Origin of the sequence: Microbacterium resistens (assembly GCF_031456305.1) — a bacterium.
In the GTDB taxonomy this organism is placed as follows: domain Bacteria; phylum Actinomycetota; class Actinomycetes; order Actinomycetales; family Microbacteriaceae; genus Microbacterium; species Microbacterium resistens_A.
This window is the reverse complement of record NZ_JAVDUM010000003.1, coordinates 55568-78146: the sequence shown is the minus strand read 5'-3', so window position 1 is coordinate 78146 and position 22579 is coordinate 55568. Positions and strand designations below refer to the sequence as shown.

The window sequence follows — 22579 nt, the reverse complement described above, 5'->3', positions numbered from 1 at the left end:
GAAGCCGACCTCCCCCGTGGTGTGATCCGAGGATCTTACTTCGTGAGGTAGGACGTGACGGTGATCTTGCCGTCGATGATCTGCTGCTTCACGTCGTCGACCTTCTTGACGAGCGCGGCGTCGACCTTGCTCTCGTAGTCGTGCAGCGGCGCGATGCCGACGCCCTTGTTCTCCAGGGTGCCGATGTACGGCGTCGCGTCGAACTTCCCCTCGGCGCTGGCCTTGACGGCCTCCTCCGCGGAGATGTCCATGCCCTTGAGGACCGAGGTCAGCACGTGGTCGGCCGTGGTCGGGTCCGTCTGGAACAGGTCGGCGTCGACGCCGACGAGCGCGACGTCCTTGCCGGTCTCCTTGATCGCCTGGAGAGCCGACTGGTAGATCGGGCCGCCGACGGGCATGAGCACGTCGACACCCTGGTCGAGGATGTTCGTGGCGACCGACTTGGCCTCCTGGTTGGCCTCGAAGCCTCCGGTGAAGGAGCCGGTCGTGCCGTCCCAGCCGACGACGGAGACGGTCTTGCTGTTCTCCTTGTTGTAGTAGTCGACGCCCTGCTTGAAGCCGTCCATGAAGATCGTGACGGTCGGGAACTCCATGCCCCCGAACGTGCCGACCTTGCCGGTCTTCGAGTAGCCCGCGGAGAGGTAGCCGGCGAGGAACGCCGCCTCGGCGGTGTTGTAGAGCAGGGGCTTCACGTTCGGCGCATCGGCCTTGCCGTCGTGGTCGTTGTCCGCGGCGTCGTCGACGAGGATGAAGTCCGTCTCCGGGCTGGCCTTGGCGGCGTCGATCGTGGCGGCCGAGAGCGCGAAGCCGACGGCGACGATGGCGGAGCAGCCCTGAGAGACGAGGCTCTCCACGTTCGGCGCGTAGTCCGTCTCGGCGTTGGACTCGACCTGGGTCAGCTTCACGCTGAGCGAGTCGGCGGCCTTGGTCGCGCCCTCGAACGAGAGCTGGTTGAACGACTTGTCATCGAAGCCGCCCATGTCCGAGACGATGCACGGCATGAAGTCGGAGGCTGCGGGCTTGCCGGTGCCTGCGGGCTTGTCGGTCGGTGCCTGGCCGCAGCCGGCCAGTGCGACGGCGACGGCTGCGACGACGGTCGCGCCGAGCAGCTTCTTGGTGGTTGAGATGGTCACTCACGCCTCCCCTGAACGGACCCGCGGCCATCGCGGGTCGATCAAAGTTACCTAGTGTGACACCGTTCCCGCACCTTCAGCCGGGCGGCGGGAGGCCAATGGTTACCAAGCTGAAACCATATGAGCGGACCCACTGCTCATATGAGCAGAAACCCCGCGCGCATACCGGATTCAGAGCACGTCGCCGCGCCCGGTGAGCTTGAGCGACTCGACGACGCCCTTCACCCGCTGGGCGTGCTTCGTCGTCGTGACGAGCAGGGCATCCGGGGTGTCGACGACCACGATGTCCTGCACGCCGACGAGGCTGATCACGCGGGAGGTCTGGCTGACGAGGATGCCGCTGGCCGCGTCCGAGAGCACCCGCGCCGAGGGGCCGAGCACGGCGAGGTCGTTCTTCCGGCCGTTCGTGATGAGCTTGGAGAGCGAGGCGAAGTCGCCCACGTCGTCCCAGTCGAAGTGCCCTGGCACAACGGCCAGACGCCCCCGCTCGGCCGCGGGCTCGGCGACCGCGTAGTCGATGGCGATCTTGGGCAGCGTCGGCCAGATGCGGTCCACCGCGGGGCCCCGCCGCTCCCGGTCGTCCCACGCCTCGGCGAGCTCCATGACCCCGGCGTGCAGCGCGGGCTGGTGCAGGGCGAGCTCCTCCAGGAGGACGCCGGCCTTGGTGATGAACATGCCGGCATTCCACAGGTAGGCGCGGTCGGCGACGTACTCCGTGGCGGTGGCGAGGTCCGGCTTCTCCACGAAACGCTCGACGAGCGCCGCCTCGCGCGCGCCCTCGATGATGAGCTCTGCGCCCTGCTTGATGTAGCCGAAGCCGACGGCGGGCTCGGTCGGCATGATCCCGATCGTGCAGATGTAGCCCTGACGGGCGACCTCGACCGCATCGCGCACGGCGAACTCGAACACCCGGGTCCCGCGGATCACGTGGTCGGCGCTGAACGAGCCGATGATCACGTCGGGGTCGCGCCGGTGCAGGATCGCGGCGGCCAGCCCGATCGCCGCAGCGGACTCGCGCGGCTCGGACTCCAGGATGACGTTCGCGTCCGGGATCCCCGGCAGCTGCGCCTCGACGGCGGCCCGGTGGGCGCGCCCGGTCACGACCGCGATCCGGTCGTGACCGGTCAGCGGCTCCAGTCGATCCCAGGTGTCGCGGAGGAGCGACTGCCCCGAGCCGGTCAGGTCGTGCAGGAACTTCGGCGCGTCCGCACGGGACAGCGGCCACAGCCGGCTTCCGATGCCTCCGGCGGGGATGACGGCATAGAAGTCCTTGATCGGATCGCGCATGCGCCCACCCTATACAGCGCTCCTCGCCGTGGGCCGGGAGCGTCCCCCGCCCTCGGTGCCTGCCGCCCGCCCGGTACGTGGCCCACCCTGTTGGCTTGCCCCGCCGTGGCTGGCCTTGCCCCGCACGAACTGCCCCGCCGTGGCACTTCTTGTGGGTTGGCGAGGGGCTGAACCCGCAAGAACTGCCACGGCGGGGCAGAAACTGTTCGGCCAAACCGCGCCGCCCATCTCCCCTGCACCACAGGTCTGTGGTTCGACATATCCACCGAACCCGCCGAGGCCGCACACCTGAACGCCCGGCACGATGAAGGTGGAGACATGCCGAACCCGCCGCTCCCCCTGCCGAAAGGACTCGGCGTCGCCTTCTCCGTCGCGGAGGCGCTTCGGGAAGGGGCCTCGCCCGCCCGCCTCCGTGCGCTCGATCTCGATGCGCCGTTCCGCGGCGTGCGGATCACGGCGGCACGCCCGCTCGACCACGCCGACCAGCAGGATGAAGAAGACCCGGGGTGGCGCGACCGTGCCGAGCGTCGGCGGATCGAACGGCTGGCCCGCGGCTACGCGCAGATCATGGAGGCGCACGCGTTCTTCGCCGGACGCACCGCCGCGGTCCTGCACGGGCTCCCCGTCGCCCATGGCCGCGAGCTCGACATCGCCGTCCGCGCGCCCCGACGCGCACCGAGACGACGGGGAGTCCGCGGGCGCAAGATCAAGCCGAGGCTCGTGAGGGTCCAGAACCGGGACGGCCTCATGCTCGCCAGCCCCGCCTCGGCCTGGGCGATGCTCGGGATGGAGTGCACGATCCGCGATCTCGTCGTGATCGGCGATGCGATCGCCCGGATCCCGAGGGATCGGACGGGGACGCCTCGGCCCGAGCACGCCCACGGGACCATCGGCCAGCTCCGTGCCGCGGTGGACGCGGGGCCTCGCCCCGGACGCGCGCGGCTCCGCGCCGCCCTCGACGAGATCGTGGTGGGAAGCTCCTCACCGCTCGAGACCGAGTTCCGCCTCGATGCCGCGGAGTCCCCTCTCCCCGCCCCTGCCCTGGACGTGGAGATCCGTGACGCGGAGGGGCGCCTGCTCGGGATCTCTGAGTTCGCGTTCGCGGAGTATCGCCTCGTCGTCGAGGTCGAAGGGGATCATCACCGGACCTCGCGGACCCAGTGGAACCGGGACATCCAGAAGTACAACGCGTACGCCGCCGAGGGGTGGGAGGTCATCCGGCTGACCTCCAGCCACATCAGATCGACGCCGTCCCGTGCCGTCGCCATGGTCGCGGACGCGCTCCGCGGTCGGGGCTGGCACCCCTAGGCTGCGGCCGCCGCCTTTCCTCCCTCGCACGCTGCCTCTCCCGCGCGTCGCCGTCCTTACGTGCGCGTCGCCGTCCTTACGTACGCGTCGCCCTCGTCCCGAACGCTCGACCCGGGTCCCTCGCTCGCACGAACTGCCCCGCCGTGGCACAAATTGTGGGTTGACATGCTCTCCAACCCGCAAGAACTGCCACGGCGGGGCAGTTCTTGCGGGTTGCCCGGCGTCCGAGAAGCATGAACGCTCCGAGAGCCCCGAGCCGGACCGTTCCTGCCACGGCGGGGCAAGAACGGTGGGTTGAGCGCCCTCCCAACCCACAAGAACTGCCACGGCGGGGCAGAAAGCGCGCGCGGCCGTCCCCACACGCAAACCCGCCGCGGAACCGTTGATAAGGGTGACCTTCGTCGCTCCCAGCTTCCTGACAGCAATAGGATGGAAGCGATCGGGCGTGCCCAGAGGCGCGCACCGACCTCGCTTCGACCAGGGAGGACGACCGTGTCCGCAGGCACTCGCTTGACACCGTCGATTTCGGAAACCACGTCCAAGACCCCCCGCGGAACGCTGTACCGCGGACGCGAGGGCATGTGGTCGTGGGTGCTTCACCGCATCACCGGGATCGCCATCTTCTTCTTCCTTCTGGTGCACGTGCTCGACACGGCACTGATCCGCGTCTCCCCCGAGGCGTACAACGCGGTGCTGGGCACCTACAAGAACCCCCTGATGGGCGTGGGCGAGGTGGTGCTGGTCGCGGCGATCGCGTTCCACGCGCTCAACGGCCTGCGCATCATCCTGGTCGACCTGTGGTCCAAGGGCGCCCGCTACCAGCGGCAGATGTTCTGGTGCGTCATCGGCGTCTGGCTGGTGCTCCTGGCCGGCTTCGTGCCGCGGCACCTCATCAACGTCTTCTCGGGAGGATCGCACTGATGTCCGCGCAGGCACAGCTCGTCGCCCCCCGCCGTCAGCGCGGCGTCAACCTCGAGAAGTGGGGCTGGGTGTTCATGCGCGCCTCCGGCGTGCTGCTCGTGGTGCTGATCTTCGGCCACCTGTTCGTCAACCTCATGCTCGGCGAGGGCATCCACGCGCTGGACTTCGCGTTCGTCGCGGGCAAGTTCGCCTCGCCGTTCTGGCAGTGGTGGGACGTCCTCATGCTCTGGCTCGCGCTCATCCACGGCGCCAACGGCATGCGCACCGTCGTGAACGACTACGTCACCCGCCCGACCGTGCGCACCGCGCTCGTCTGGGCGCTGGGCCTCGCGGCCGCACTTCTGATCATCCTCGGCACCCTCGTGGTGTTCACCTTCGACCCGTGCAACGGCGTCTTCGAGGACGGCACGATGTGGGCGGCCTGCCAGGCCATGGGCAACTGAGCGTCGCAAGAGACAGATAGAGGCATACGAGAGTGACCACGCAGACTCAGGATTCCGTCGTCAAGGGCGGGGTGCACCACCACCAGTTCGACATCGTCATCGTCGGCGCCGGCGGCGCGGGCATGCGCGCGGCGATCGAGGCCGGCCCCGGCGCGAAGACCGCCGTCATCTCCAAGCTCTACCCCACGCGCTCGCACACCGGTGCGGCGCAGGGCGGCATGGCGGCGGCCCTCGCCAACGTCGAAGAGGACTCCTGGGAGTGGCACACCTTCGACACCGTCAAGGGCGGCGACTACCTCGTCGACCAGGACGCGGCGGAGATCCTCGCCAAGGAGGCCATCGACGCGGTCATCGACCTGGAGAACATGGGCCTGCCGTTCAACCGCACGCCCGAGGGCAAGATCGACCAGCGCCGCTTCGGCGGCCACACGGCCGAGCACGGGAAGACCCCGGTCCGCCGCGCCTGCTACGCCGCCGACCGCACCGGCCACATGATCCTGCAGACGCTGTTCCAGAACTGCGTCAAGCTCGGCATCAACTTCTTCAACGAGTTCTACGTCCTTGATCTCATCACCGTTCAGGACGACGAGGGCAAGCCCGGCATCGCCGGCGTCGTCGCATACGAGCTCGCCACCGGCGAGCTGCACGTCTTCCACGCCAAGGCCGTCATCTTCGCCACCGGCGGCTTCGGCAAGGTCTTCAAGACCACCTCGAACGCGCACACGCTCACCGGGGACGGCGTCGGCATCGTCTGGCGCAAGGGCCTGCCGCTCGAGGACCTGGAGTTCTTCCAGTTCCACCCGACGGGCCTCGCCGGTCTCGGCATCCTCCTCACAGAGGGCGCCCGCGGCGAGGGCGCGATCCTCCGCAACGCCTCCGGCGAGCGGTTCATGGAACGCTATGCCCCGACGATCAAGGACCTCGCGCCGCGCGACATCGTCGCCCGCTGCATGGTGCAGGAGGTCGCGGAAGGCCGCGGCGCCGGCCCGCACAAGGACTACGTGCTCCTGGACTGCACCCACCTCGGCGCGGAGGTCCTGGAGACCAAGCTCCCCGACATCACCGAGTTCGCCCGCACCTACCTGGGCGTGGACCCGGTGGTCGAGCCGGTCCCGGTCATGCCGACCGCGCACTACGCGATGGGCGGCATCCCCACCAACAACGCCGCCGAGGTCCTGGCCGACAACACCACGGTGGTCGCCGGGCTCTACGCCGCCGGCGAGTGCGCCTGCGTCTCGGTGCACGGCGCGAACCGCCTCGGCACCAACTCGCTGCTGGACATCAACGTCTTCGGCAAGCGCGCGGGCCGCAACGCGGTCGAGTACGTCAAGACCGCCGAGTTCCAGCCCCTCCCCGAGGACCCGGCGAAGGAGGTGCGCGAGATGCTCGAGGGCCTGCGCACCGGCACCGGCACCGAGCGGATCGCGGTCCTGCGCAAGAAGCTCCAGGAGGAGATGGACCGCGGAGCCCAGGTGTTCCGCACCGAGGAGTCGCTGACCCACGTCCTCGGCGTCATCGAGGAGCTGCGCGAGCGCTTCAAGAACATCCACGTCGACGACAAGGGCCGCCGCTTCAACACCGACCTGCTCGAGGCGGTCGAGCTCGGCTTCCTCCTCGACATCGCCGAGGTCGTCGTCTACGCCGCCCGCAACCGCAACGAGAGCCGCGGCGGGCACATGCGCGACGACTACCCGAAGCGCGACGACGAGAACTTCATGCAGCACACGATGGCCTATCTCGTCGGCGATCCGCACTCCTCCGACGCGACCGACCACATCCGGCTGGACTGGAAACCGGTCGTCTTCACGAAGAACGAGCAGGGCGAGTTCAACTACCCGCCGATGGAGAGGAAGTACTGATGTCCACCGCCCTCGTCGATCCGGACGCCATCGCCGACCTGCAGGCCGACGACGACAACGGCGTGCAGTCGTACCTGGTCACGTTCATCATCCGGCGCTTCGACCCCGAGGTCGATGCCGAGCCGCACTGGGTCGACTACGACGTCGAGATGTACTCGACCGACCGGGTGCTCGACGCGCTGCACAAGATCAAGTGGGAGGTCGACGGGTCCCTCACGTTCCGCCGCTCCTGTGCCCACGGCATCTGCGGGTCCGATGCGATGCGCATCAACGGCCGCAACCGCCTCGCCTGCAAGACGCTGATCAAGGACCTGGACATCTCCAAGCCGATCTACGTCGAGGCCATCAAGGGCCTGCCGCTGGAGAAGGACCTCGTCGTGGACATGGAGCCGTTCTTCGCCTCCTACCGCGAGGTCCAGCCGTTCCTCATCGCCAGCTCCACGCCGGAGAAGGGCAAGGAGCGGGTGCAGTCGATCACCGACCGCGAGCGCTTCGACGACACGACCAAGTGCATCCTCTGCGCCGCGTGCACCTCGTCCTGCCCGGTCTTCTGGACCGACGGGCAGTACTTCGGCCCCGCTGCGATCGTGAACGCGCACCGCTTCATCTTCGACTCGCGCGACGACGCGGGAGACGCGCGTCTGGACATCCTCAACGACAAGGAGGGCGTGTGGCGCTGCCGGACGACCTTCAACTGCACCGAGGCCTGCCCGCGAGGCATCGAGGTGACCAAGGCCATCGCCGAGGTGAAACAGGCGGTCCTGCGCGGCGGACGCTGACCTGACGGATTCGACGGAGGCGGCGGTGCATCGGCACCGCCGCCTCCGTCGTCCCGGCACGAATCGATACGCTGGAACGGTGACCACCCGCGCCGACGATCCGGACGTCTCCGACGCCCCCTCGGCGGACGCGGACGCGGACGCGCGAGCGCTCCACGCCCTCCCCGCACCGCTCACGCAGTGGGAGGCGCCGCTGGGCCGTGCGGTGCAGATCACCCGCCGGACGCTCGCGTGGTTCCCCATCCGCGTGTGGCGGCACTTCCTGCAGCACAACGGGTTCCTCCTCGCCGCCGGAGTGAGCTACCAGGCGCTGTTCAGCATGTTCGCGCTGATCTACGTCTCCTTCGCCGGAGCCGGGCTCTGGCTGGGCGGAAGCCCGGACGCGGTGCAGCGTCTGATCGGCATGATCAACGACTACATCCCCGGGCTCATCGCCGACGACGGCGGGCTGTTCACCACCGCACAGGTGACCCAGATCACCGAGCAGAGCGTCGGCGTGCTGGCCGCCACCGGAATCGCCGCGCTCCTCGCCGCGATCTGGACCTCGATCGGCTTCATCACCTTCGCACGGCGGGCGGTGCGCGACGTCCTCGGCGTCCCGCCCGATCGACGGAACTACCTCCTGCTGAAGGCCAGGGACCTCGTGGCTGCGGTCGTCTTCGCCGTCCTGCTGGTCGTCGGATCCGCGCTCGTCTCGACCGGCACCTGGGCGATCGGCATCGTCTTCGACCTGTTCTCCTGGGACACCGCGTCGGCCTGGTACACCCTGAGCGCGCAGCTCGGGTCGATCGCGATCTCCTTCGCCGTCTTCTCGATCGCGATCGGCGTCCTCCTGCGCTTCCTCGTGGGGATATCGATCCCGCTCCGTGGGATCCTCCCCGGCGCGATGATCGGCGGCGGCGCCCTGACGGTGCTCCAGATCGGTGCAGGGCTGCTCCTCAGCCACACGCCGTCGAACCCGCTGCTGGCCACGTTCGCGATCTTCGTCGGTCTCCTGCTGTGGTTCCGGCTGGTGGGCGTCGTCCTCCTCGTCGCCTCGTCCTGGGTCGCCGTCGCCGCGGTCGACGACGACGTCCCCCTCACCCCCGAGGAGCTCCGCGCCCAGGAGCATCGCATCCGGGTCGAGACGGCCCAGGAACGGCTGCGGGCGGCGGTCTCCGCGCGCAGGAACGCACCGTGGTGGCGTCGGCGCGGCGTACAGCACGAGGTCCAGGAGGCCTGGGACGAGCTGACGGCGCTGACCTCGGGCGACTCCGCCGGCATGGGCCCGGCACCCAGGGACGTGCGCTGAAAGCTCACGCCCGTGGTCTGCGCTTGTAGCGTGCGCGATCCCGGCACCTCGATGTCGGTGGCCGTCGATACGCTGGATCCATGCCTCATCTGCGCGTCGCCTCTGTCAACGTCAACGGGATCCGTGCCGCCGTGCGCAACGGGATGCACGGGTGGCTCGACACCGCGGGCGTCGACGTGCTCACCGTGCAGGAGGTGCGCGCACAGGACGAGCATCTCGAGGCTGCCTTCCCCGGATGGTCGATCCTGCACGACGAGGCGACCGCCAAGGGGCGTGCCGGGGTCGCGGTGGTCAGCCGCGAGCCCGCCCTCACCTCACGCACGGCGCTGGGCGCCGACGACTTCGACTCCAAGGGTCGCTGGCTCGAGGCCGACTTCCTGCTCGGCGACACGCCGCTGACGGTGGTGAGCGCCTATGTGCACAGCGGCGAGGCCGACACCCCGAAGCAGGACGAGAAGTGGAAGTTCCTCGACGCGATGACGACGCGGATGGGCGAGCTCGCCGACGACGACGCCCTCGCACTGGTCACCGGAGACCTCAACGTCGGCCACCGCGAGCTCGACATCAAGAACTGGCGGGGCAACCGGACGAAGGCCGGGTTCCTCCCCCGCGAGCGCGCGTACTTCGACCGCCTCCTCGGCGCGTCGGGTGAGACGATCACCGGTGTCGACGGCACCACGGGTCCGGGACTCGGCTGGATCGACGTCGGCCGCGCGACCCACGGCGAGGTCGAAGGGCCGTACACCTGGTGGACCATGCGCGGTCAGGCCTTCGACAACGACAGCGGCTGGCGCATCGACTACCACCTGGCGACCCCGGCGCTGGCGGCGCTCGCGGGCGGCTATCACGTCGCGCGGGCGGCGACCTACGCCGAGCGGTGGAGCGACCACGCACCGGTCGTCGTGGACTACGCCTACTGACGCCCCGCCCTCGCGGCGCGACGGCATCGCCGCCCTCGGGCACCCATAGGATTGACCTGTGACGAAGCCTCGCCTCTACTCAGGAATGCAGCCCTCCGCCGACTCCCTCCAGGCCGGCAACTACATCGGGGCGCTTCTGCAGTGGCGGGAGCTGCAGGGCTCCTACGACGCGTTCTTCTCGGTGGTCGATCTGCACGCGCTCACCGTGGCACAGGACCCGGCCGAGCTCCGCGAGAAGACGCGCCGCACGGCCGCGCAGTACATCGCCGCAGGCATCGAGCCCTCGCAGTCCACGCTGTACGTGCAGTCCCATGTCCGCGCGCACGCCGAGCTCGCCTGGATCCTCAGCACCATCACCGGCTTCGGCGAGGCGGGGCGGATGACGCAGTTCAAGGACAAGTCGTCGCGGTACGGCGCGGACGCCACCTCGGTGGGCCTGTTCACCTACCCCGTGCTGATGGCCGCGGACATCCTGCTCTACCAGACCGAGATCGTGCCCGTGGGTGATGATCAAAAGCAGCACGTCGAGCTCACCCGCGACCTCGCCGAGCGCTTCAACTCCCGCTTCGGCGAGACCTTCACGGTGCCGCTGCCGGTGATCCAGAAGGACACCGCCCGCATCTACGACCTGCAGAACCCCACCGCGAAGATGTCCAAGTCGGCCGAGAGCGACGCGGGGGTCCTGTGGCTCCTCGACGACCCCGCGGCCTCGGCGAAGAAGGTCATGCGCGCGGTGACCGACAACGAGGGCTCGGTCCGCTACGACCGCGAGAGCAAGCCCGGCGTCTCCAATCTGCTGACGATCTATGCCGCGCTCACCGGGCGCCAGGTCGCCTCGATCGAGGACGAGTATGCGGGCCGCGGCTACGGCGACTTCAAGAAGGGGCTGGCCGAGATCGTGGTCGCCGAGTTCGGACCGGTGCGCGAGCGGGCGACGGAGCTGCTGTCGGATCCCGCCGAGCTCGACCGCATCCTGGCCGCGAACGCCGCACGCGCGGACGAGGTCGCCGATGCCACCCTCGCCGACGTCTACGACAAGGTCGGCCTCCTCCGCCGCGTCTGAGCCGCGCAAGCGGGTGCACGCCGTCGCCTAGGCTGTCGGGATGCAGCCCGTCGTACTCACCACCGACCGCCTGATCCTGCGCGCCCCGACGGCCGCGGACGTCGACGCGATCACCGCGGCGTGCCAGGATCCGGAGATCCCCCGCTGGACGACCGTCCCGAGCCCATACTCCCGCGAGGACGCCGTGGGTTTCGTCGCGCAGGTCGCGCAGTGGTGGGCGACGGACGTCGAGACCGTGTGGGGCATCTTCGCGGAGGACAGGCTGGTCGGCTGCATCGGCCTGCACGACATCGCGGCGCACTCCTCGGGCGGGGACGCGGAGCTCGGCTACTGGATGATCGCGTCGGCCCGAGGCCGTGGCCTCCTCACCGAGGCCGCGACGAAGGTGCTCGACTGGGCGTTCGCCGATCTGGGCCTTGCCCGCATCGGCTGGCGCGCCGTCGTCGGCAACATCCCCTCGGCCCGTTCGGCTCGCGCGCTCGGCTTCCGCTTCGAGGGGACGCTTCGCCAGGCGCTCACCTCGCCGCGCGGCCGGGACGACGGATGGTTCGCCGGACTCCTCCGCACCGACGACCGCACGCCGGTCGCCTGGCCGATCCCGCTCGACGGCTGAGCCCGCCCGACCCTGCCCCTCCTTGGGCGACCTCGCGCTGCCCTTCCCTGCACGCGCGGCGCAAATCGGCGCAGCGCCGGCAGGAAACCGCAGCTCGTGCAGGGAACCGAGCAGCGCAAGCAGGGAACCGCAGCGTCGCCACAAGACCGCAGCCTCAACAGAGAGCGACAGCGCGTGCGGGGAACGGCAGCGTGGGCGGGAGACGACGGTGCCGATGTCGATGCCGAGTGGCAGGATGGGCGCATGCCCGAGATGCCGGAAGTACAGGGGCTCGTCGACTACCTCGCCACGAGGACGGCCGGACACGCCGTCACCCGCGCCGCCGTGTCGGCCATCTCCGCGCTGAAGACCTTCGACCCGCCGCTCACGGCGCTGACCGGCGCGACCGTGGAGACGGTGCGGCGACACGGCAAGTTCGTCGACATCGTGCTCCGGAAGGACGGCGACGGGCTGCACCTGATCTTCCATCTCGCCAAGGCGGGCTGGCTGCGCTGGTACGAGGAGGTCCCGACGGCACCGGTGCGACCGGGGAAGTCGCCGATCGCGCTGCGGGTCGCCTTCGACGACGGGAGCGGATTCGACCTCACCGAGGCCGGGACGAAGAAGTCGCTCGCCGTCTACGTGGCTCGCGACCCCGCCGATGTGCCGGGGATCGCACGCCTCGGCCCCGACCCGCTCGACCCCGCCTTCACCAGAGCGGCCTTCGCGGCACTCCTCGAAGGTCGCCGGATGCAGATCAAGGGCCTTCTGCGCGATCAGAGCACCATCGCGGGGATCGGCAACGCGTACTCCGACGAGATCCTGCACGCCGCGCACATGTCGCCGTACGCCCCGGCGGGCGGCCTCGGCGATGAAGGGGCGGATCGACTGTACGAGGCGATGCAGACGACGCTCCGCGAGGCGATCGCCGAAGCGTCGGGGAAGCCGCCGGCCGACCTCAAGGACGCCAAGAGACGCGGGATGCAGGTGCACGGACGCCGCGACCAGCCGTGCCCGGTCTGCGGCGACACCGTCCGCAGTGTGTTCTTCGCCGATCGATCGCTCGAGTACTGCCCGACGTGTCAGACCGGGGGCAAGCCGCTCGCCGACCGACGGCTCTCCCGGCTGCTGAAGTGACGCCCGTCATGTCGGCGGATGTCTCGGAATGAAATCGATGGGCGTGCGTTGAGTAGGCTGAGTGCATAACGTGCTCCGGGGTCGGTGAGAATCCGAACCGGCGGTGACAGTCCGCGAGCCGGCGTCGCATCGAAAGATACGACTCCGGTCGACCCGGTGGAATTCCGGGACCGACGGTGATGCGAGGTGAGAGCCTCGTCAGTCCGGATGGGAGGCAGCACGCACGCTTGGCGTGCTCACCGACCCCGGAACCGTATCGACGACGGAAAGGGACGGAGGACGGCACATGGCCGCGAGCACGGCTGAGCGGGATGCGATGGCCCGCGCCCTCGATCTCGCACGCCGCGGACCCCGCGGGGTGAACCCGCAGGTCGGGGCCGTGATCCTCTCCCCCGCAGGCGACGTCCTCGCCGAGGGATGGCACCGGGGCGCCGGCACCCCGCACGCCGAGGTCGATGCGCTCTCCCGGCTCGCCGCAGGCGATGCCGCAGGCGCCACCGCCGTCGTCACACTCGAGCCCTGCAACCACACCGGCCGCACCGGCCCGTGCGCCCTCGCGCTGATCGAGGCCGGTGTCGCGCGCGTCGTCTACGCGCTCGACGATCCAGGGGCCACTTCCGGCGGCGGCGCGGAACGCCTGCGCCAGGCGGGCGTCGAGATCGAGGGCGGCGTGCTCGCCGATGAGGCGAAGGCGCTGATCAGCGACTGGCTCGAGGTCCAGCGGCTCGGACGGCCGCACGTCACCGTGAAGTGGGCGCAGAGCATCGACGGACGCGCCGCCGCGGCGGACGGGTCCAGCCAGTGGATCACCGGCCCCGAGGCGCGTGCGGACGTGCATCGGCGCCGTGCGGACGCGGACGCGATCGTGGTCGGCACCGGAACGCTCCTCGCCGACGACCCCGCCCTCACCGCCCGCGACGGCGATGCCCTCTTCGACCGCCAGCCCATCCCCGTCGTCGTCGGCGCCAGGGGCATTCCGGCTGACGCCGCCGTTCGCCGTCATCCGAGGCCGGTGCTGCATCACCCCGAGCACGACCTCCACGCCCTGCTCGCCGATCTCCGCGACCGCGGTGTACAGCGCGTGTTCGTCGAGGGCGGTCCGACGCTGGCCAGCGCCTTCATCGCCGCCGGCCTCGCCGACACGGTGCTGGCCTATCTCGCCCCCGTCCTCCTGGGCGGCCCCCGGCTGGCCCTCACGGACATCGGGGTCACCACCATCGGCGAGGCGCGGCGCCTCCGCGTCCACGAGTGGCTGACGCTCGGCCCCGATCTGCTGGCCGTCGCGCACCCGCTCACCCCCACGGAACGCTCGGAAGAAGGAGAGAGCTGATGTTCACCGGGATCATCGAGGAAGTCGGCGAGATCACCGCCATCACACCGTCCGGCGACGGCTGGCGCCTGACCGTGCGCGCTCCCCGTGCCGCCGCGGACGCCGTGCACGGCGAGTCGATCGCGGTGGGCGGCGTGTGCCTGACGGTCGTCGGCTCGACGACGGAGACCTTCGACGCCGACGTCATGAAGCAGACCATCGACGTCTCCGCGATCGCGGGCGCCGAGGTCGGCACGCGCGTCAACATCGAGAAGGCGATGCCGGTCGGCGCGCGCCTCGGCGGGCACATCGTGCAGGGGCACGTCGACGGCATCGGCGTCGTGCAGGAGGTCCGCCCCGGAGCCGAGTGGAGCGTGCTCCGGATCTCGCTCCCCCGGGATGCGGCGCCGCTCGTCGTCGACAAGGGCTCGATCTCGGTCGACGGCACCTCCCTCACCGTCAGCGCGGTGAGCGCGCCGACCCCGGTCGATTCGGGAGACGGCGACTGGTTCGAGGTCTCCCTGATCCCCGAGACTCTCGCCGCGACGACCCTCGGCTCCCTCTCGGTCGGCGACAGGGTGAACCTGGAGACCGACATCCTCGCCCGGCACGTCGAGCGCCTGCTCGCGTTCCGTCCCGACATTCCCGGCGCCCGCGGCGCCCGAACGGAAGGAGGCTCGCGATGAGCCTTGCCACCATCCCCGAGGCGCTCGACTCCCTCCGCGCCGGCCGTCCCGTCATCGTCGCGGACGATGAGAACCGCGAGAACGAGGGCGACGCGATCCTCTCCGCGGAGCTCGCGACGCCGGAGTGGGTCGCGTGGACCGTCCGCTGGTCGTCCGGCCTCGTCTGCGCGCCGATGCCCGCCGACATCGCCGACCAGCTGAACCTCCCCCCGATGGTGGCGGTCAACGAGGATGCCCGGTCCACGGCTTACACGATCACGGTCGACGCCGCGAGCGGTGTCACCACCGGGATCAGCGCCGCCGATCGCGCCCGCACGCTGAACGTGCTGGCCGACCCGGAGTCCACCCCGACGAGCGTCATCCGCCCCGGCCACATCCTGCCGCTGCGCGCGGTCGAGGGGGGCGTGCGCGAGCGGAGCGGCCACACCGAGGCCGCCGTCGAGCTCATGCGTCTCGCGGGACTCCGCCCGGTCGGCGCGATCGCCGAGATCGTGGCCGAGGACGGCAGCATGATGCGCCTGCCCGGGCTGCTGGAGCTGGGCGAGCGGGACGACATCCCCGTGATCACCATCGAGCAGCTCATCGCCTACCTCGAGGAGCACGAGCCGCTCACCGCCGCCGCCCCCGCCCGCCGGCGGGTGAGCCTCCGGGCGAGCGCCACGGTGCCCACCACGCACGGGACCTTCCGCTTCCTGGCCTACAAGGACCGCGTCACCGGCACCGACCACCTCGCCGTGGTCTCCGGCGAGCCCTCAGAGACGGCGCTGGTGCGCGTGCACTCCGAGTGCCTGACCGGCGAGGCCTTCGGCTCGCTGAAGTGCGAGTGCGGCCCCCAGCTCGACGCGGCGCTCGACGCGATCGCGGAGGAGGGCGGCGTCGTCATCTACATGCGCGGGCACGAGGGCCGCGGCATCGGCCTCATCAACAAGCTGCGCGCCTACAGCCTGCAGGAGGAGGGGCTGGACACCGTGGACGCGAACCTCGCGCTGGGGCTTCCCGCCGATGCCAGGGACTACGCCGCGGCCGCCGGCATCCTCGCCGATCTCGGCATCACCCAGGTCCGCCTCCTGACCAACAACACCGACAAGGCCACCCAGCTGCGCGAGCTCGGTCTCGACGTCGTGGAGCAGGTCCCGCTGATCGTCGGCGTCGGCCCCAACAACCACCAGTACCTCGAGACCAAGCGCGATCGCATGGGCCACATCATCGGCGAGGCCGAGCTCGCGGCGGCCCTCGCCGCCGGCGAGCAGCACGGACACGGACGAGACGCTCAGGCGTCGGACGGGAAGGAGAACGCATGAGCGGTGCAGGAGCGCCCCAGACCGGAGGGATCGACGCGAGCGGGCTGGACGTCGTCGTCGTCGCGGGGACCTGGCATGACGTCATCACGGACGGCCTGATCGCCGGTGCCCGCCGCGTCCTCGACGAGTCGGGGGCATCGGTGCGGCTCGTCCGCGTGCCCGGCTCCTTCGAGCTCGCGGTCGCCGCCCAGGCCGCCTTCGCCGGCGGGGCGGACGCCGTCGTCGCGCTGGGCGTCATCATCCGCGGCGGGACTCCGCACTTCGAGTACGTGTCGTCGGCGGCGACCGACGGCCTGACCCGTGTCTCCCTCGACGCCGGCAAGCCGGTGGGCTTCGGCCTGCTCACGCTCGACGACGAGCAGCAGGGGCTGGACCGCGCGGGCCTCGCAGGCTCGAAGGAGGACAAGGGCGCCGAGGCGGCGGACGCCGCGCTGCGCACCGCTCTCGTCATCCGCGAACTCCGGCAGAACGGCTGACCGGCTGACCGGCTGACCGGCAGCTGACAGCCCCTTGCCAGGAGCGGCCAGGAGGGCGGGTGAGGCCCGCCTTCCTAGCGCTGCCATAGCGCCTCGGCGTACCGTGAGGCCATGGAGATCCTGCGTCACGTCGTCGTGTTCGTCCACCTGATCGGCTTCGCCACGCTGTTCGGTGCCTGGGCCGTCGAGGCGTTCGGCGGACGCAAGCAGGTCACCCGGCTGATGAGCATCGGCATGACGATCGCCGCGGTCGCGGGCCTCGCGCTCGCCGCCCCCTGGGGCATCGACGGGACGATGAACTACGCCAAGATCGGCACGAAGCTCGTCGTCCTCCTCATCATCGGCGCCTTCCTCGGCATCGGATCCGCCCGTCAGCGCAAGGACGGCTCCGTGCCCTCCCTCCTCTTCTGGGGCATCGGCGCCCTCACCCTCGTCAACGCCGGGATCGCCGTCATCTGGCGCTGACCTGGCACTGACCTGGCACTGGTCGACTGAACTCCGCACACGCGCCGGGCTGAGACCCGGCGCGTGTCGTTTCCCCGGGCGACCGGGGGCGGAAGCGTAGAATCCACCGTGCTCCCGGGAGGCCCGGGAGGCCTCGAGGGGGAGGCCGGAGCGCACCGGAGGAAACATGAGCAACGTCGCCGCACCCGCCAACCCACGATCCCGCGTCATCATGGCGAGCCTCATCGGCACGACCATCGAGTTCTACGACTTCTACGTCTATGCGACCGCGGCGGTCCTCGTCTTCCCGGTCCTGTTCTTCCCCACCGGGAACGACACGACCTCGCTCCTGGCGTCGTTCGGGGTGTTCGGCGCCGCGATGGTCGCCCGACCGATCGGCGCCGTCGTGTTCGGGCACTTCGGCGACAAGTTCGGCCGCAAGGCGACCCTCGTCGCATCGCTCCTGACGATGGGGATCGCGACCTTCCTCATCGGGCTGCTCCCCACGTTCCAGCAGATCAACTGGTGGGCAGCGCTCCTGCTCCTCCTGCTGCGGCTGGCTCAGGGCTTCGCGCTTGGCGGCGAGTGGTCGGGGGCGGCACTCGTCGCGACCGAGAATGCACCGGCGGGAAAGCGTGCCTGGTACGGATCGTTCCCGCAGCTCGGCGCCCCGCTGGGCTTCATCATCGCGAACGGCATCTTCCTCGCGATCAACACGCTGCTGCCGCACGAGTCGAACCCGGCGATGAAGTCCGAGGCGTTCCTCAGCTGGGGCTGGCGCGTGCCCTTCCTGTTCTCCGCCGTCATGGTGATCATCGGCCTCTGGGTGCGGCTGAGGCTGGTCGAGTCCCAGACCTTCACCCGTGCCGCCGACACCGGACGCATCAGCAAGCTCCCGATCGCGACCGTGTTCCAGCACCACTGGCGTCGGCTGATCCTCGGCACGTTCATCATGCTCGCCACCTACGTGCTGTTCTACCTGATGACGAACTTCACGCTCGCCTACGGCACCAAGGCGGCATCGCTGGAGACGGCATCGGCCGCCGCCCAGGCCGTCGCCGAGAGCGCGGGGAAGACCTTCGATGCCGCGGCGTTCGCCGCGCAGTTCTACCCGGGCCTCGGCTTCGGCTACACGCAGTTCGTGATCATGCAGATCGTCGGCGTCGTGTTCTTCGGCGTCTTCACCCTGGTCTCCGGCCCGTGGGCGGACCGGATCGGACGGCGGAAGCTCCTCCTCTGGGTGACCGCGGGCATCATCGTGTTCGGGTGCACGTTCAACCTGTTCCTCCTCCCCCAGGCGAGCCCGGAGCTCACGACCGCCGTCACGCAGGGCTTCCTCGTCCTCGGCTTCCTGCTGATGGGATTGACGTTCGGACCGATGGGGGCCCTCCTGCCCGAACTGTTCCCCACGAACGTGCGGTACTCGGGATCGGCCATCGCCTACAACGTCTCCTCGATCCTCGGCGCGGCGGTCGCGCCCCTGATCGCCGTGGAGCTGTGGCGGATCGGCGGCGGCGCCCCATGGCTCGTGGGCCTCTACCTCTCTGCGATGGCGGTGCTCACGTTCATCGCCCTGCTCCTGACGCCCGAGACGAAGGACCACGACTACGACGACGACCTGGGCGAGCCGTCGACGAAGGATGCGCCCGCGTCCCGGAGGTCCTGACCGCCCGGCACGCGTGGCTGTCCAGCCGGCGCATGTCCCACTTTCGGTTCCTGGATGGGCCGGGAGCAACAGAAATCGGGACACGGTGCGTCAGAAGTGGGACATGGCGGCCGAGCGGACTCGGTGATGCCGTGCGGGTGGGTGGGGTGCGGGTCGGACCGTTCCGGCGTAACGCGAAGGTCGGGCGCGGCGAACCGTTCCGGCGTTGCGCGCAGGTCAGGCGTAGGAGGCGGTGACGGTGCGGGCCGCGCCGTCCAACACGACCTCGCCGCCGTACGGCAGGATCCACTGGGGGCGGGTGTGTCCGAAGGGGACCCCGACGCACACCACGGCCTCGGGGTTGTACCGCGCGACCTCGGCGATCATCGCGTCCCGCTGCGCCGCGCGCCGTCGTCCGCCCTCCTCGGCGGAGGGGATCGTCTCGAAGGTGCTCACCGGTGGTCGGGCCACGAGGACGCCGGCGACCTCGGCGAGCACGCCCCGCTCTCCGAGCGCGCGGATCCAGGAGGCGACGGTTCCGACCGGGGTGAGCCGCTCGCTCGCCTCCAGCAGCAGCACGGCTCCGGCAAGTGCTCCCGTCTCCGGCAGCCGATCGGCCAGCGCGAGCTGATCGAGCACCTCCAGGCATCCGCCCCAGGTCCGTCCGGACACCCGGCGTGCCGGTCCCGACCAGGTCCACGGCTCGGTGGGCATCCGATCGCCGAGCTCGTGGAGAGCCCGGGGGTCGGCCCATCGGCGGCCGAAGTCCTCGGACTCCCCCGGTTCGGTCAGCTCGATCTCGCCGCCGTCGAGCACGGCCGCCCGCAGCGAGCGGGCATGGATCTCGTCGACCGCGGGCCCTGCGCCGAGATGGATCTGCGTCGAGCCGCCGTGGAAGGCGGCCATACCGTGCTGCCAGAGCCAGGTGAGGATGTTGGTGTTGTCGCTGTAGCCGAGGAACGGCTTCGGATCGGCACGAGCCGCCGCGGGATCCAGGTGCGGGGTGACGAGGATCTGATCATCGCCGCCGATGGTCGCGAGGATCGCGCGGATATCCGGATCGGCGAACGCCGCGTTGACGTCGTCGGCCCTCGCCACCGGGGATGCATCCAGCATCCTCGTCGTCGCATACTCCACGGGCACCAGGCCCGTCAGCTCCCGGAGCCGCGCCATCGCCTGCTCATGCACGGCCTCGGAGGCGGCGGGGGCCGCGAACGCCGGCGAGAGCACGGCAACACGGTCACCTGGCCTGGCCTTGGGCGGGAGGATCATGCCCTCCATCCAACCAGCCTCGACTGCATCCCCCACCTGAGCCGCCCTCGCGGTTCCGCCCGGCGCATGTCCCACTTTCGGCTCTTGGATGGGCCGGGAGCAACAGAAATCGGGACACGATCCACCAGAAGTGGGACACGGTCGGCCAGAAGTGGGACACGGTGCACGCAGGCAGGGCAGGGCATAGCAGGGCAGAGCAGGTGTCAACCATCATTGACAATCTCACACCTGTCAACGTAGATTGACAGGGCGTCCGAATCACGGATGCAGAGCAGGAGAAGGAGGCCGAGATGTCCGCACCCCTCATCGGCGCCGCGATGGACCCGCTCGGGGAGCCACTCGCCGAGCTGCATCGCCTCGCCGAGATCCGCGCCCAGATCGCCCGGGCCGAGGAGGCGCAGGTTCGGCGCGCCCGCGTCGCCGGATACTCGTGGCAGGCGGTCGCCAGCGCCCTGGGCGTGAGCAGACAGGCCGTGCACAAGAAGTACGGCAGGCGGTGACGGCGACCGCCCCCGAGCCAGCACACCCCTCGACACCCGAGAACGAACCCGAGCAACAAACCCGAGTAACAAGCCGAGCAGCAAAGGCTGAGAAACAAAGGCCGAGCAACACGATCGTGAGCAGGCGGGCGACACGCCCCACCTCCGGGCGGCACGCCTCAACGTCCGCGCAACCCGGCCTCACGGCTCAACCCTGCACCACGCGAAAACGCGGCGACGGGATACCGGGGATCACTCAGCCTGTTCATCCCTGACATCCCGCCGCCGCGGCATATGGCCCGCCCGTCGGCGGGGATCCGGCAGCGCCGGAGGCCGGCTACGCCTGCGCGAGCCGGTAGCGCAACGAGGCGAGCTCGGCGCGGAGCGCCGCCGGGAGCTTGTCGCCGAAGGTGTCGTAGAACTCCTCCGTCAGATCGGCCTCCGTGCTCCAAGCAGCGGTGTCGACGGTGAACAGCTCGTCCAGATCGGCCTCCGGAAGATCGAGTCCGTCGAGGTTGAGGTCCTCGGTCTTCGGCAGGCGGCCGATCGGGCTGTCCACGGCACCGACCTCGCCCGAGATGCGACGGATGATCCAGTCGATGACGCGTGCGTTGTCGCCGAAGCCCGGCCACAGGAACCGGCCGTCGTCGCCACGGCGGAACCAGTTGACCTGGAAGATCCGCGGCGAACGGTCGAAGCGCAGGTTCCGACCGACGCTGAGCCAGTGACCGAAGTAGTCGGCCATGTTGTATCCGCAGAAGGGAAGCATCGCGAACGGATCACGCCGCAGCTCCCCCACGGTCCCCTCAGCCGCGGCGGTGCGCTCCGAGGAGATGGTGGATCCGAGGAACACGCCGTGCGTCCAGTCGGTCGCCTCGACCACCAGCGGGACGTTGGTGGCACGACGACCGCCGAACAGGATGACGTCGAGCGGGACGGCCTGCTCCCAGTCCTCCGAGATCTGCGGGCACTGCGCGGCGGCGACCGTGAAGCGGGAGTTCGGGTGCGCCGCAGGCCGACCCGAGTCCGGCGTCCAGGGCTGACCCTGCCAGTCGATCAGCTCTGCCGGCGGCTCGTCGGTCAGTCCCTCCCACCAGACGTCGCCATCGGGGCGCAGCGCGACGTTCGTGAAGATGGTGTTGCCCCAGAGCGTCTCGACCGCCGTGACGTTGGTCGACTCACCGGTGCCCGGCGCGACGCCGAAGAAGCCCGCCTCGGGGTTGATCGCCCACAGACGCCCGTCCTCGCCAGGGCGGATCCAGGTGATGTCGTCGCCGAGCGTCTCGACGCGCCAGCCCGGGATCGACGGACGGAGCATGGCGAGGTTGGTCTTGCCGCAGGCCGACGGGAAGGCCGCCGCCACGTGATGCGCGGTGCCCTGGGGGTCGATGACGCGGATGAGCAGCATGTGCTCGGCGAGCCACCCCTCGTCGCGCGCGATCACCGAGGCGATGCGGAGCGCGAAGCACTTCTTCGCGAGGATCGCGTTCCCGCCGTAGCCGGAGCCGTAGGAGTAGACCTCGAGCGTCTCGGGGTAGTGCACGATGTACTTCTCGTCGTTGCACGGCCACTCGACATCGGCCTGCCCCGGCTCCAACGGCGCCCCGACGGTGTGCACGGTGCGCACCCACGGCGCGCCCTCGGCGATCTGACGCGTCACGGCCTCGCCGACGCGGGTCATGATGCCGATCGACGCGACCGCGTAGGCGCTGTCGGTGATCTGGACGCCGATGTGAGAGAGCGGACCGCCGACGGCACCCATCGAGAACGGCACGACGTACATCGTGCGACCGCGCATGGAGCCCTCGAAGAGCCCGTCCATCTTGACGCGCATCTCCGCAGGATCGGCCCAGTTGTTCGTGGGACCGGCGTCCTCCTCCCGCTCGGAGGCGATGAAGGTGCGGCCCTCGGTGCGTGCGACGTCGCTGGGGTGCGAGCGCGCGAGGTACGACCCGGGGCGCCATTCGGGGTTGAGCTTGATGATCTTGCCCTCATCGACGAGCTCGCGCAGGAGCGCGTCGTTCTCGGCCCGGGAGCCGCCCACCCAGTGGACCGCGGCGGGCTGCGTGAGAGCGCGGATCTCCTCGACCCATGCGGCCAGCTCGGCGAAGGCCGGAGAGTCATACTCGGGCGCCGCTCCGAACGCACGCACGGGTGCGACGGCGGGGATGCGCGGGGTGGACGTCTCGGCGATGGCCATGTCTGCTCCTTTGGAAGAGGCGGGCGTTGCATCC

Annotated in this window: 21 protein-coding genes and 1 riboswitch; of the genes, 17 read left to right on the top strand and 4 right to left on the bottom strand. The window is 70.0% G+C overall.

The window, feature by feature from the left end:
• Positions 1 to 35: 35 nt before the first annotated feature.
• Both J2Y69_RS04250 and J2Y69_RS04245 read right to left on the bottom strand, forming a co-directional pair.
• Positions 36 to 1127, bottom strand: coding sequence for a BMP family protein (locus tag J2Y69_RS04250; protein ID WP_396653041.1), 1092 nt, complete (start codon positions 1125 to 1127; stop codon positions 36 to 38).
• A gap of 177 nt (positions 1128 to 1304) precedes the next feature.
• Positions 1305 to 2420: a mannose-1-phosphate guanylyltransferase gene (locus J2Y69_RS04245; protein ID WP_310017908.1), complete on the bottom strand. Its 1116-nt coding sequence runs from the start codon at positions 2418 to 2420 to the stop codon at positions 1305 to 1307.
• Positions 2421 to 2738: 318 nt separating this feature from the next.
• On the opposite strand from J2Y69_RS04245, the gene J2Y69_RS04240 reads away from it, so the two are divergent.
• The 16 genes from J2Y69_RS04240 (at position 2739) to J2Y69_RS04165 (ending at position 18615) form a co-directional block, all read left to right on the top strand.
• Positions 2739 to 3728 carry an endonuclease domain-containing protein gene (locus J2Y69_RS04240; protein ID WP_310017905.1) on the top strand — a complete coding sequence of 330 codons (990 nt, stop codon included), beginning with the start codon at positions 2739 to 2741 and terminating at the stop codon, positions 3726 to 3728.
• Between the two features lie 492 nt (positions 3729 to 4220).
• A complete protein-coding gene (sdhC, locus tag J2Y69_RS04235; protein ID WP_310017903.1) occupies positions 4221 to 4649 on the top strand; it encodes a succinate dehydrogenase, cytochrome b556 subunit in 429 nt (142 codons plus the stop codon).
• Positions 4649 to 5092, top strand: coding sequence for a succinate dehydrogenase hydrophobic membrane anchor subunit (locus J2Y69_RS04230; RefSeq protein ID WP_310017901.1), 444 nt, complete (start codon positions 4649 to 4651; stop codon positions 5090 to 5092). Before sdhC ends, J2Y69_RS04230 begins: the two co-directional genes overlap by 1 nt.
• 32 nt (positions 5093 to 5124) lie before the next feature.
• Positions 5125 to 6951 (top strand): succinate dehydrogenase flavoprotein subunit, encoded by a 1827-nt coding sequence (sdhA, locus tag J2Y69_RS04225; RefSeq protein WP_310017899.1) that lies wholly within the window; start codon positions 5125 to 5127, stop codon positions 6949 to 6951.
• Positions 6951 to 7730, top strand: coding sequence for a succinate dehydrogenase iron-sulfur subunit (locus J2Y69_RS04220; RefSeq protein WP_310017897.1), 780 nt, complete (start codon positions 6951 to 6953; stop codon positions 7728 to 7730). The genes sdhA and J2Y69_RS04220 overlap by 1 nt, the downstream gene beginning before the upstream one ends.
• A 79-nt stretch (positions 7731 to 7809) precedes the next feature.
• Complete coding sequence (locus tag J2Y69_RS04215) at positions 7810 to 9021, top strand: YihY/virulence factor BrkB family protein (protein ID WP_310017895.1); 1212 nt, start codon at positions 7810 to 7812, stop codon at positions 9019 to 9021.
• Between the two features lie 80 nt (positions 9022 to 9101).
• Positions 9102 to 9941 (top strand): exodeoxyribonuclease III, encoded by an 840-nt coding sequence (locus tag J2Y69_RS04210; protein WP_310017892.1) that lies wholly within the window; start codon positions 9102 to 9104, stop codon positions 9939 to 9941.
• Positions 9942 to 9999: 58 nt separating this feature from the next.
• The gene (gene trpS, locus J2Y69_RS04205; RefSeq protein ID WP_310017891.1) at positions 10000 to 11004 is read left to right on the top strand and encodes a tryptophan--tRNA ligase; all 1005 of its coding nucleotides are present in this window, start codon (positions 10000 to 10002) and stop codon (positions 11002 to 11004) included.
• A 40-nt stretch (positions 11005 to 11044) separates the two neighbouring features.
• Positions 11045 to 11617, top strand: a complete 573-nt coding sequence (locus J2Y69_RS04200; protein ID WP_310017888.1) for a GNAT family N-acetyltransferase — start codon at positions 11045 to 11047, stop codon at positions 11615 to 11617.
• A 243-nt stretch (positions 11618 to 11860) separates the two neighbouring features.
• Entirely contained in the window at positions 11861 to 12733 is an 873-nt protein-coding gene (locus tag J2Y69_RS04195) for an Fpg/Nei family DNA glycosylase (protein ID WP_310017887.1), read from the top strand.
• A 66-nt stretch (positions 12734 to 12799) separates the two neighbouring features.
• A riboswitch (FMN riboswitch) is annotated at positions 12800 to 12958 on the top strand.
• A 61-nt stretch (positions 12959 to 13019) separates the two neighbouring features.
• Entirely contained in the window at positions 13020 to 14063 is a 1044-nt protein-coding gene (ribD, locus tag J2Y69_RS04190; protein WP_310017884.1) for a bifunctional diaminohydroxyphosphoribosylaminopyrimidine deaminase/5-amino-6-(5-phosphoribosylamino)uracil reductase RibD, read from the top strand.
• A complete protein-coding gene (locus tag J2Y69_RS04185) occupies positions 14063 to 14728 on the top strand; it encodes a riboflavin synthase (protein ID WP_310017882.1) in 666 nt (221 codons plus the stop codon). The genes ribD and J2Y69_RS04185 overlap by 1 nt, the downstream gene beginning before the upstream one ends.
• Positions 14725 to 16029, top strand: coding sequence for a GTP cyclohydrolase II (ribA, locus tag J2Y69_RS04180; protein ID WP_310017881.1), 1305 nt, complete (start codon positions 14725 to 14727; stop codon positions 16027 to 16029). Before J2Y69_RS04185 ends, ribA begins: the two co-directional genes overlap by 4 nt.
• Positions 16026 to 16505, top strand: coding sequence for a 6,7-dimethyl-8-ribityllumazine synthase (ribH, locus tag J2Y69_RS04175; RefSeq protein ID WP_310017879.1), 480 nt, complete (start codon positions 16026 to 16028; stop codon positions 16503 to 16505). Before ribA ends, ribH begins: the two co-directional genes overlap by 4 nt.
• A gap of 111 nt (positions 16506 to 16616) precedes the next feature.
• A complete protein-coding gene (locus J2Y69_RS04170) occupies positions 16617 to 16970 on the top strand; it encodes a Fe-S protein (RefSeq protein WP_310017877.1) in 354 nt (117 codons plus the stop codon).
• A gap of 166 nt (positions 16971 to 17136) precedes the next feature.
• Positions 17137 to 18615: an MFS transporter gene (locus J2Y69_RS04165; protein ID WP_310017876.1), complete on the top strand. Its 1479-nt coding sequence runs from the start codon at positions 17137 to 17139 to the stop codon at positions 18613 to 18615.
• 216 nt (positions 18616 to 18831) lie between these two features.
• On the opposite strand, the gene J2Y69_RS04160 is transcribed toward J2Y69_RS04165, so the two are convergent.
• On the bottom strand, positions 18832 to 19875 hold the full coding sequence (locus J2Y69_RS04160) for a S66 family peptidase (RefSeq protein WP_310017873.1): 1044 nt from the start codon (positions 19873 to 19875) through the stop codon (positions 18832 to 18834).
• 281 nt (positions 19876 to 20156) lie between these two features.
• Between J2Y69_RS04160 and J2Y69_RS04155 the strand changes: the two genes are divergently transcribed.
• Positions 20157 to 20366, top strand: coding sequence for an AsnC family protein (locus tag J2Y69_RS04155; RefSeq protein ID WP_310017871.1), 210 nt, complete (start codon positions 20157 to 20159; stop codon positions 20364 to 20366).
• A 316-nt stretch (positions 20367 to 20682) separates the two neighbouring features.
• On the opposite strand, the gene J2Y69_RS04150 is transcribed toward J2Y69_RS04155, so the two are convergent.
• Positions 20683 to 22545, bottom strand: coding sequence for a phosphoenolpyruvate carboxykinase (GTP) (locus tag J2Y69_RS04150; RefSeq protein WP_310017869.1), 1863 nt, complete (start codon positions 22543 to 22545; stop codon positions 20683 to 20685).
• Positions 22546 to 22579: the final 34 nt, after the last annotated feature.

Bases quoted from the DNA above. Each gene is read 5' to 3' on its own strand.
- J2Y69_RS04245 (WP_310017908.1), bottom strand. From the start codon at position 2,420: ATGCGCGATCCGATCAAGGACTTCTATGCCGTCATCCCCGCCGGAGGC.
- J2Y69_RS04240 (WP_310017905.1), top strand. From the start codon at position 2,739: ATGCCGAACCCGCCGCTCCCCCTGCCGAAAGGACTCGGCGTCGCCTTC.
- J2Y69_RS04230 (WP_310017901.1), top strand. From the start codon at position 4,649: ATGTCCGCGCAGGCACAGCTCGTCGCCCCCCGCCGTCAGCGCGGCGTC.
- J2Y69_RS04220 (WP_310017897.1), top strand. From the start codon at position 6,951: ATGTCCACCGCCCTCGTCGATCCGGACGCCATCGCCGACCTGCAGGCC.
- J2Y69_RS04210 (WP_310017892.1), top strand. From the start codon at position 9,102: ATGCCTCATCTGCGCGTCGCCTCTGTCAACGTCAACGGGATCCGTGCC.
- J2Y69_RS04200 (WP_310017888.1), top strand. From the start codon at position 11,045: ATGCAGCCCGTCGTACTCACCACCGACCGCCTGATCCTGCGCGCCCCG.
- J2Y69_RS04195 (WP_310017887.1), top strand. From the start codon at position 11,861: ATGCCCGAGATGCCGGAAGTACAGGGGCTCGTCGACTACCTCGCCACG.
- ribD (WP_310017884.1), top strand. From the start codon at position 13,020: ATGGCCGCGAGCACGGCTGAGCGGGATGCGATGGCCCGCGCCCTCGAT.
- J2Y69_RS04185 (WP_310017882.1), top strand. From the start codon at position 14,063: ATGTTCACCGGGATCATCGAGGAAGTCGGCGAGATCACCGCCATCACA.
- ribA (WP_310017881.1), top strand. From the start codon at position 14,725: ATGAGCCTTGCCACCATCCCCGAGGCGCTCGACTCCCTCCGCGCCGGC.
- ribH (WP_310017879.1), top strand. From the start codon at position 16,026: ATGAGCGGTGCAGGAGCGCCCCAGACCGGAGGGATCGACGCGAGCGGG.
- J2Y69_RS04170 (WP_310017877.1), top strand. From the start codon at position 16,617: ATGGAGATCCTGCGTCACGTCGTCGTGTTCGTCCACCTGATCGGCTTC.
- J2Y69_RS04165 (WP_310017876.1), top strand. From the start codon at position 17,137: ATGAGCAACGTCGCCGCACCCGCCAACCCACGATCCCGCGTCATCATG.
- J2Y69_RS04160 (WP_310017873.1), bottom strand. From the start codon at position 19,875: ATGGAGGGCATGATCCTCCCGCCCAAGGCCAGGCCAGGTGACCGTGTT.
- J2Y69_RS04155 (WP_310017871.1), top strand. From the start codon at position 20,157: ATGTCCGCACCCCTCATCGGCGCCGCGATGGACCCGCTCGGGGAGCCA.
- J2Y69_RS04150 (WP_310017869.1), bottom strand. From the start codon at position 22,545: ATGGCCATCGCCGAGACGTCCACCCCGCGCATCCCCGCCGTCGCACCC.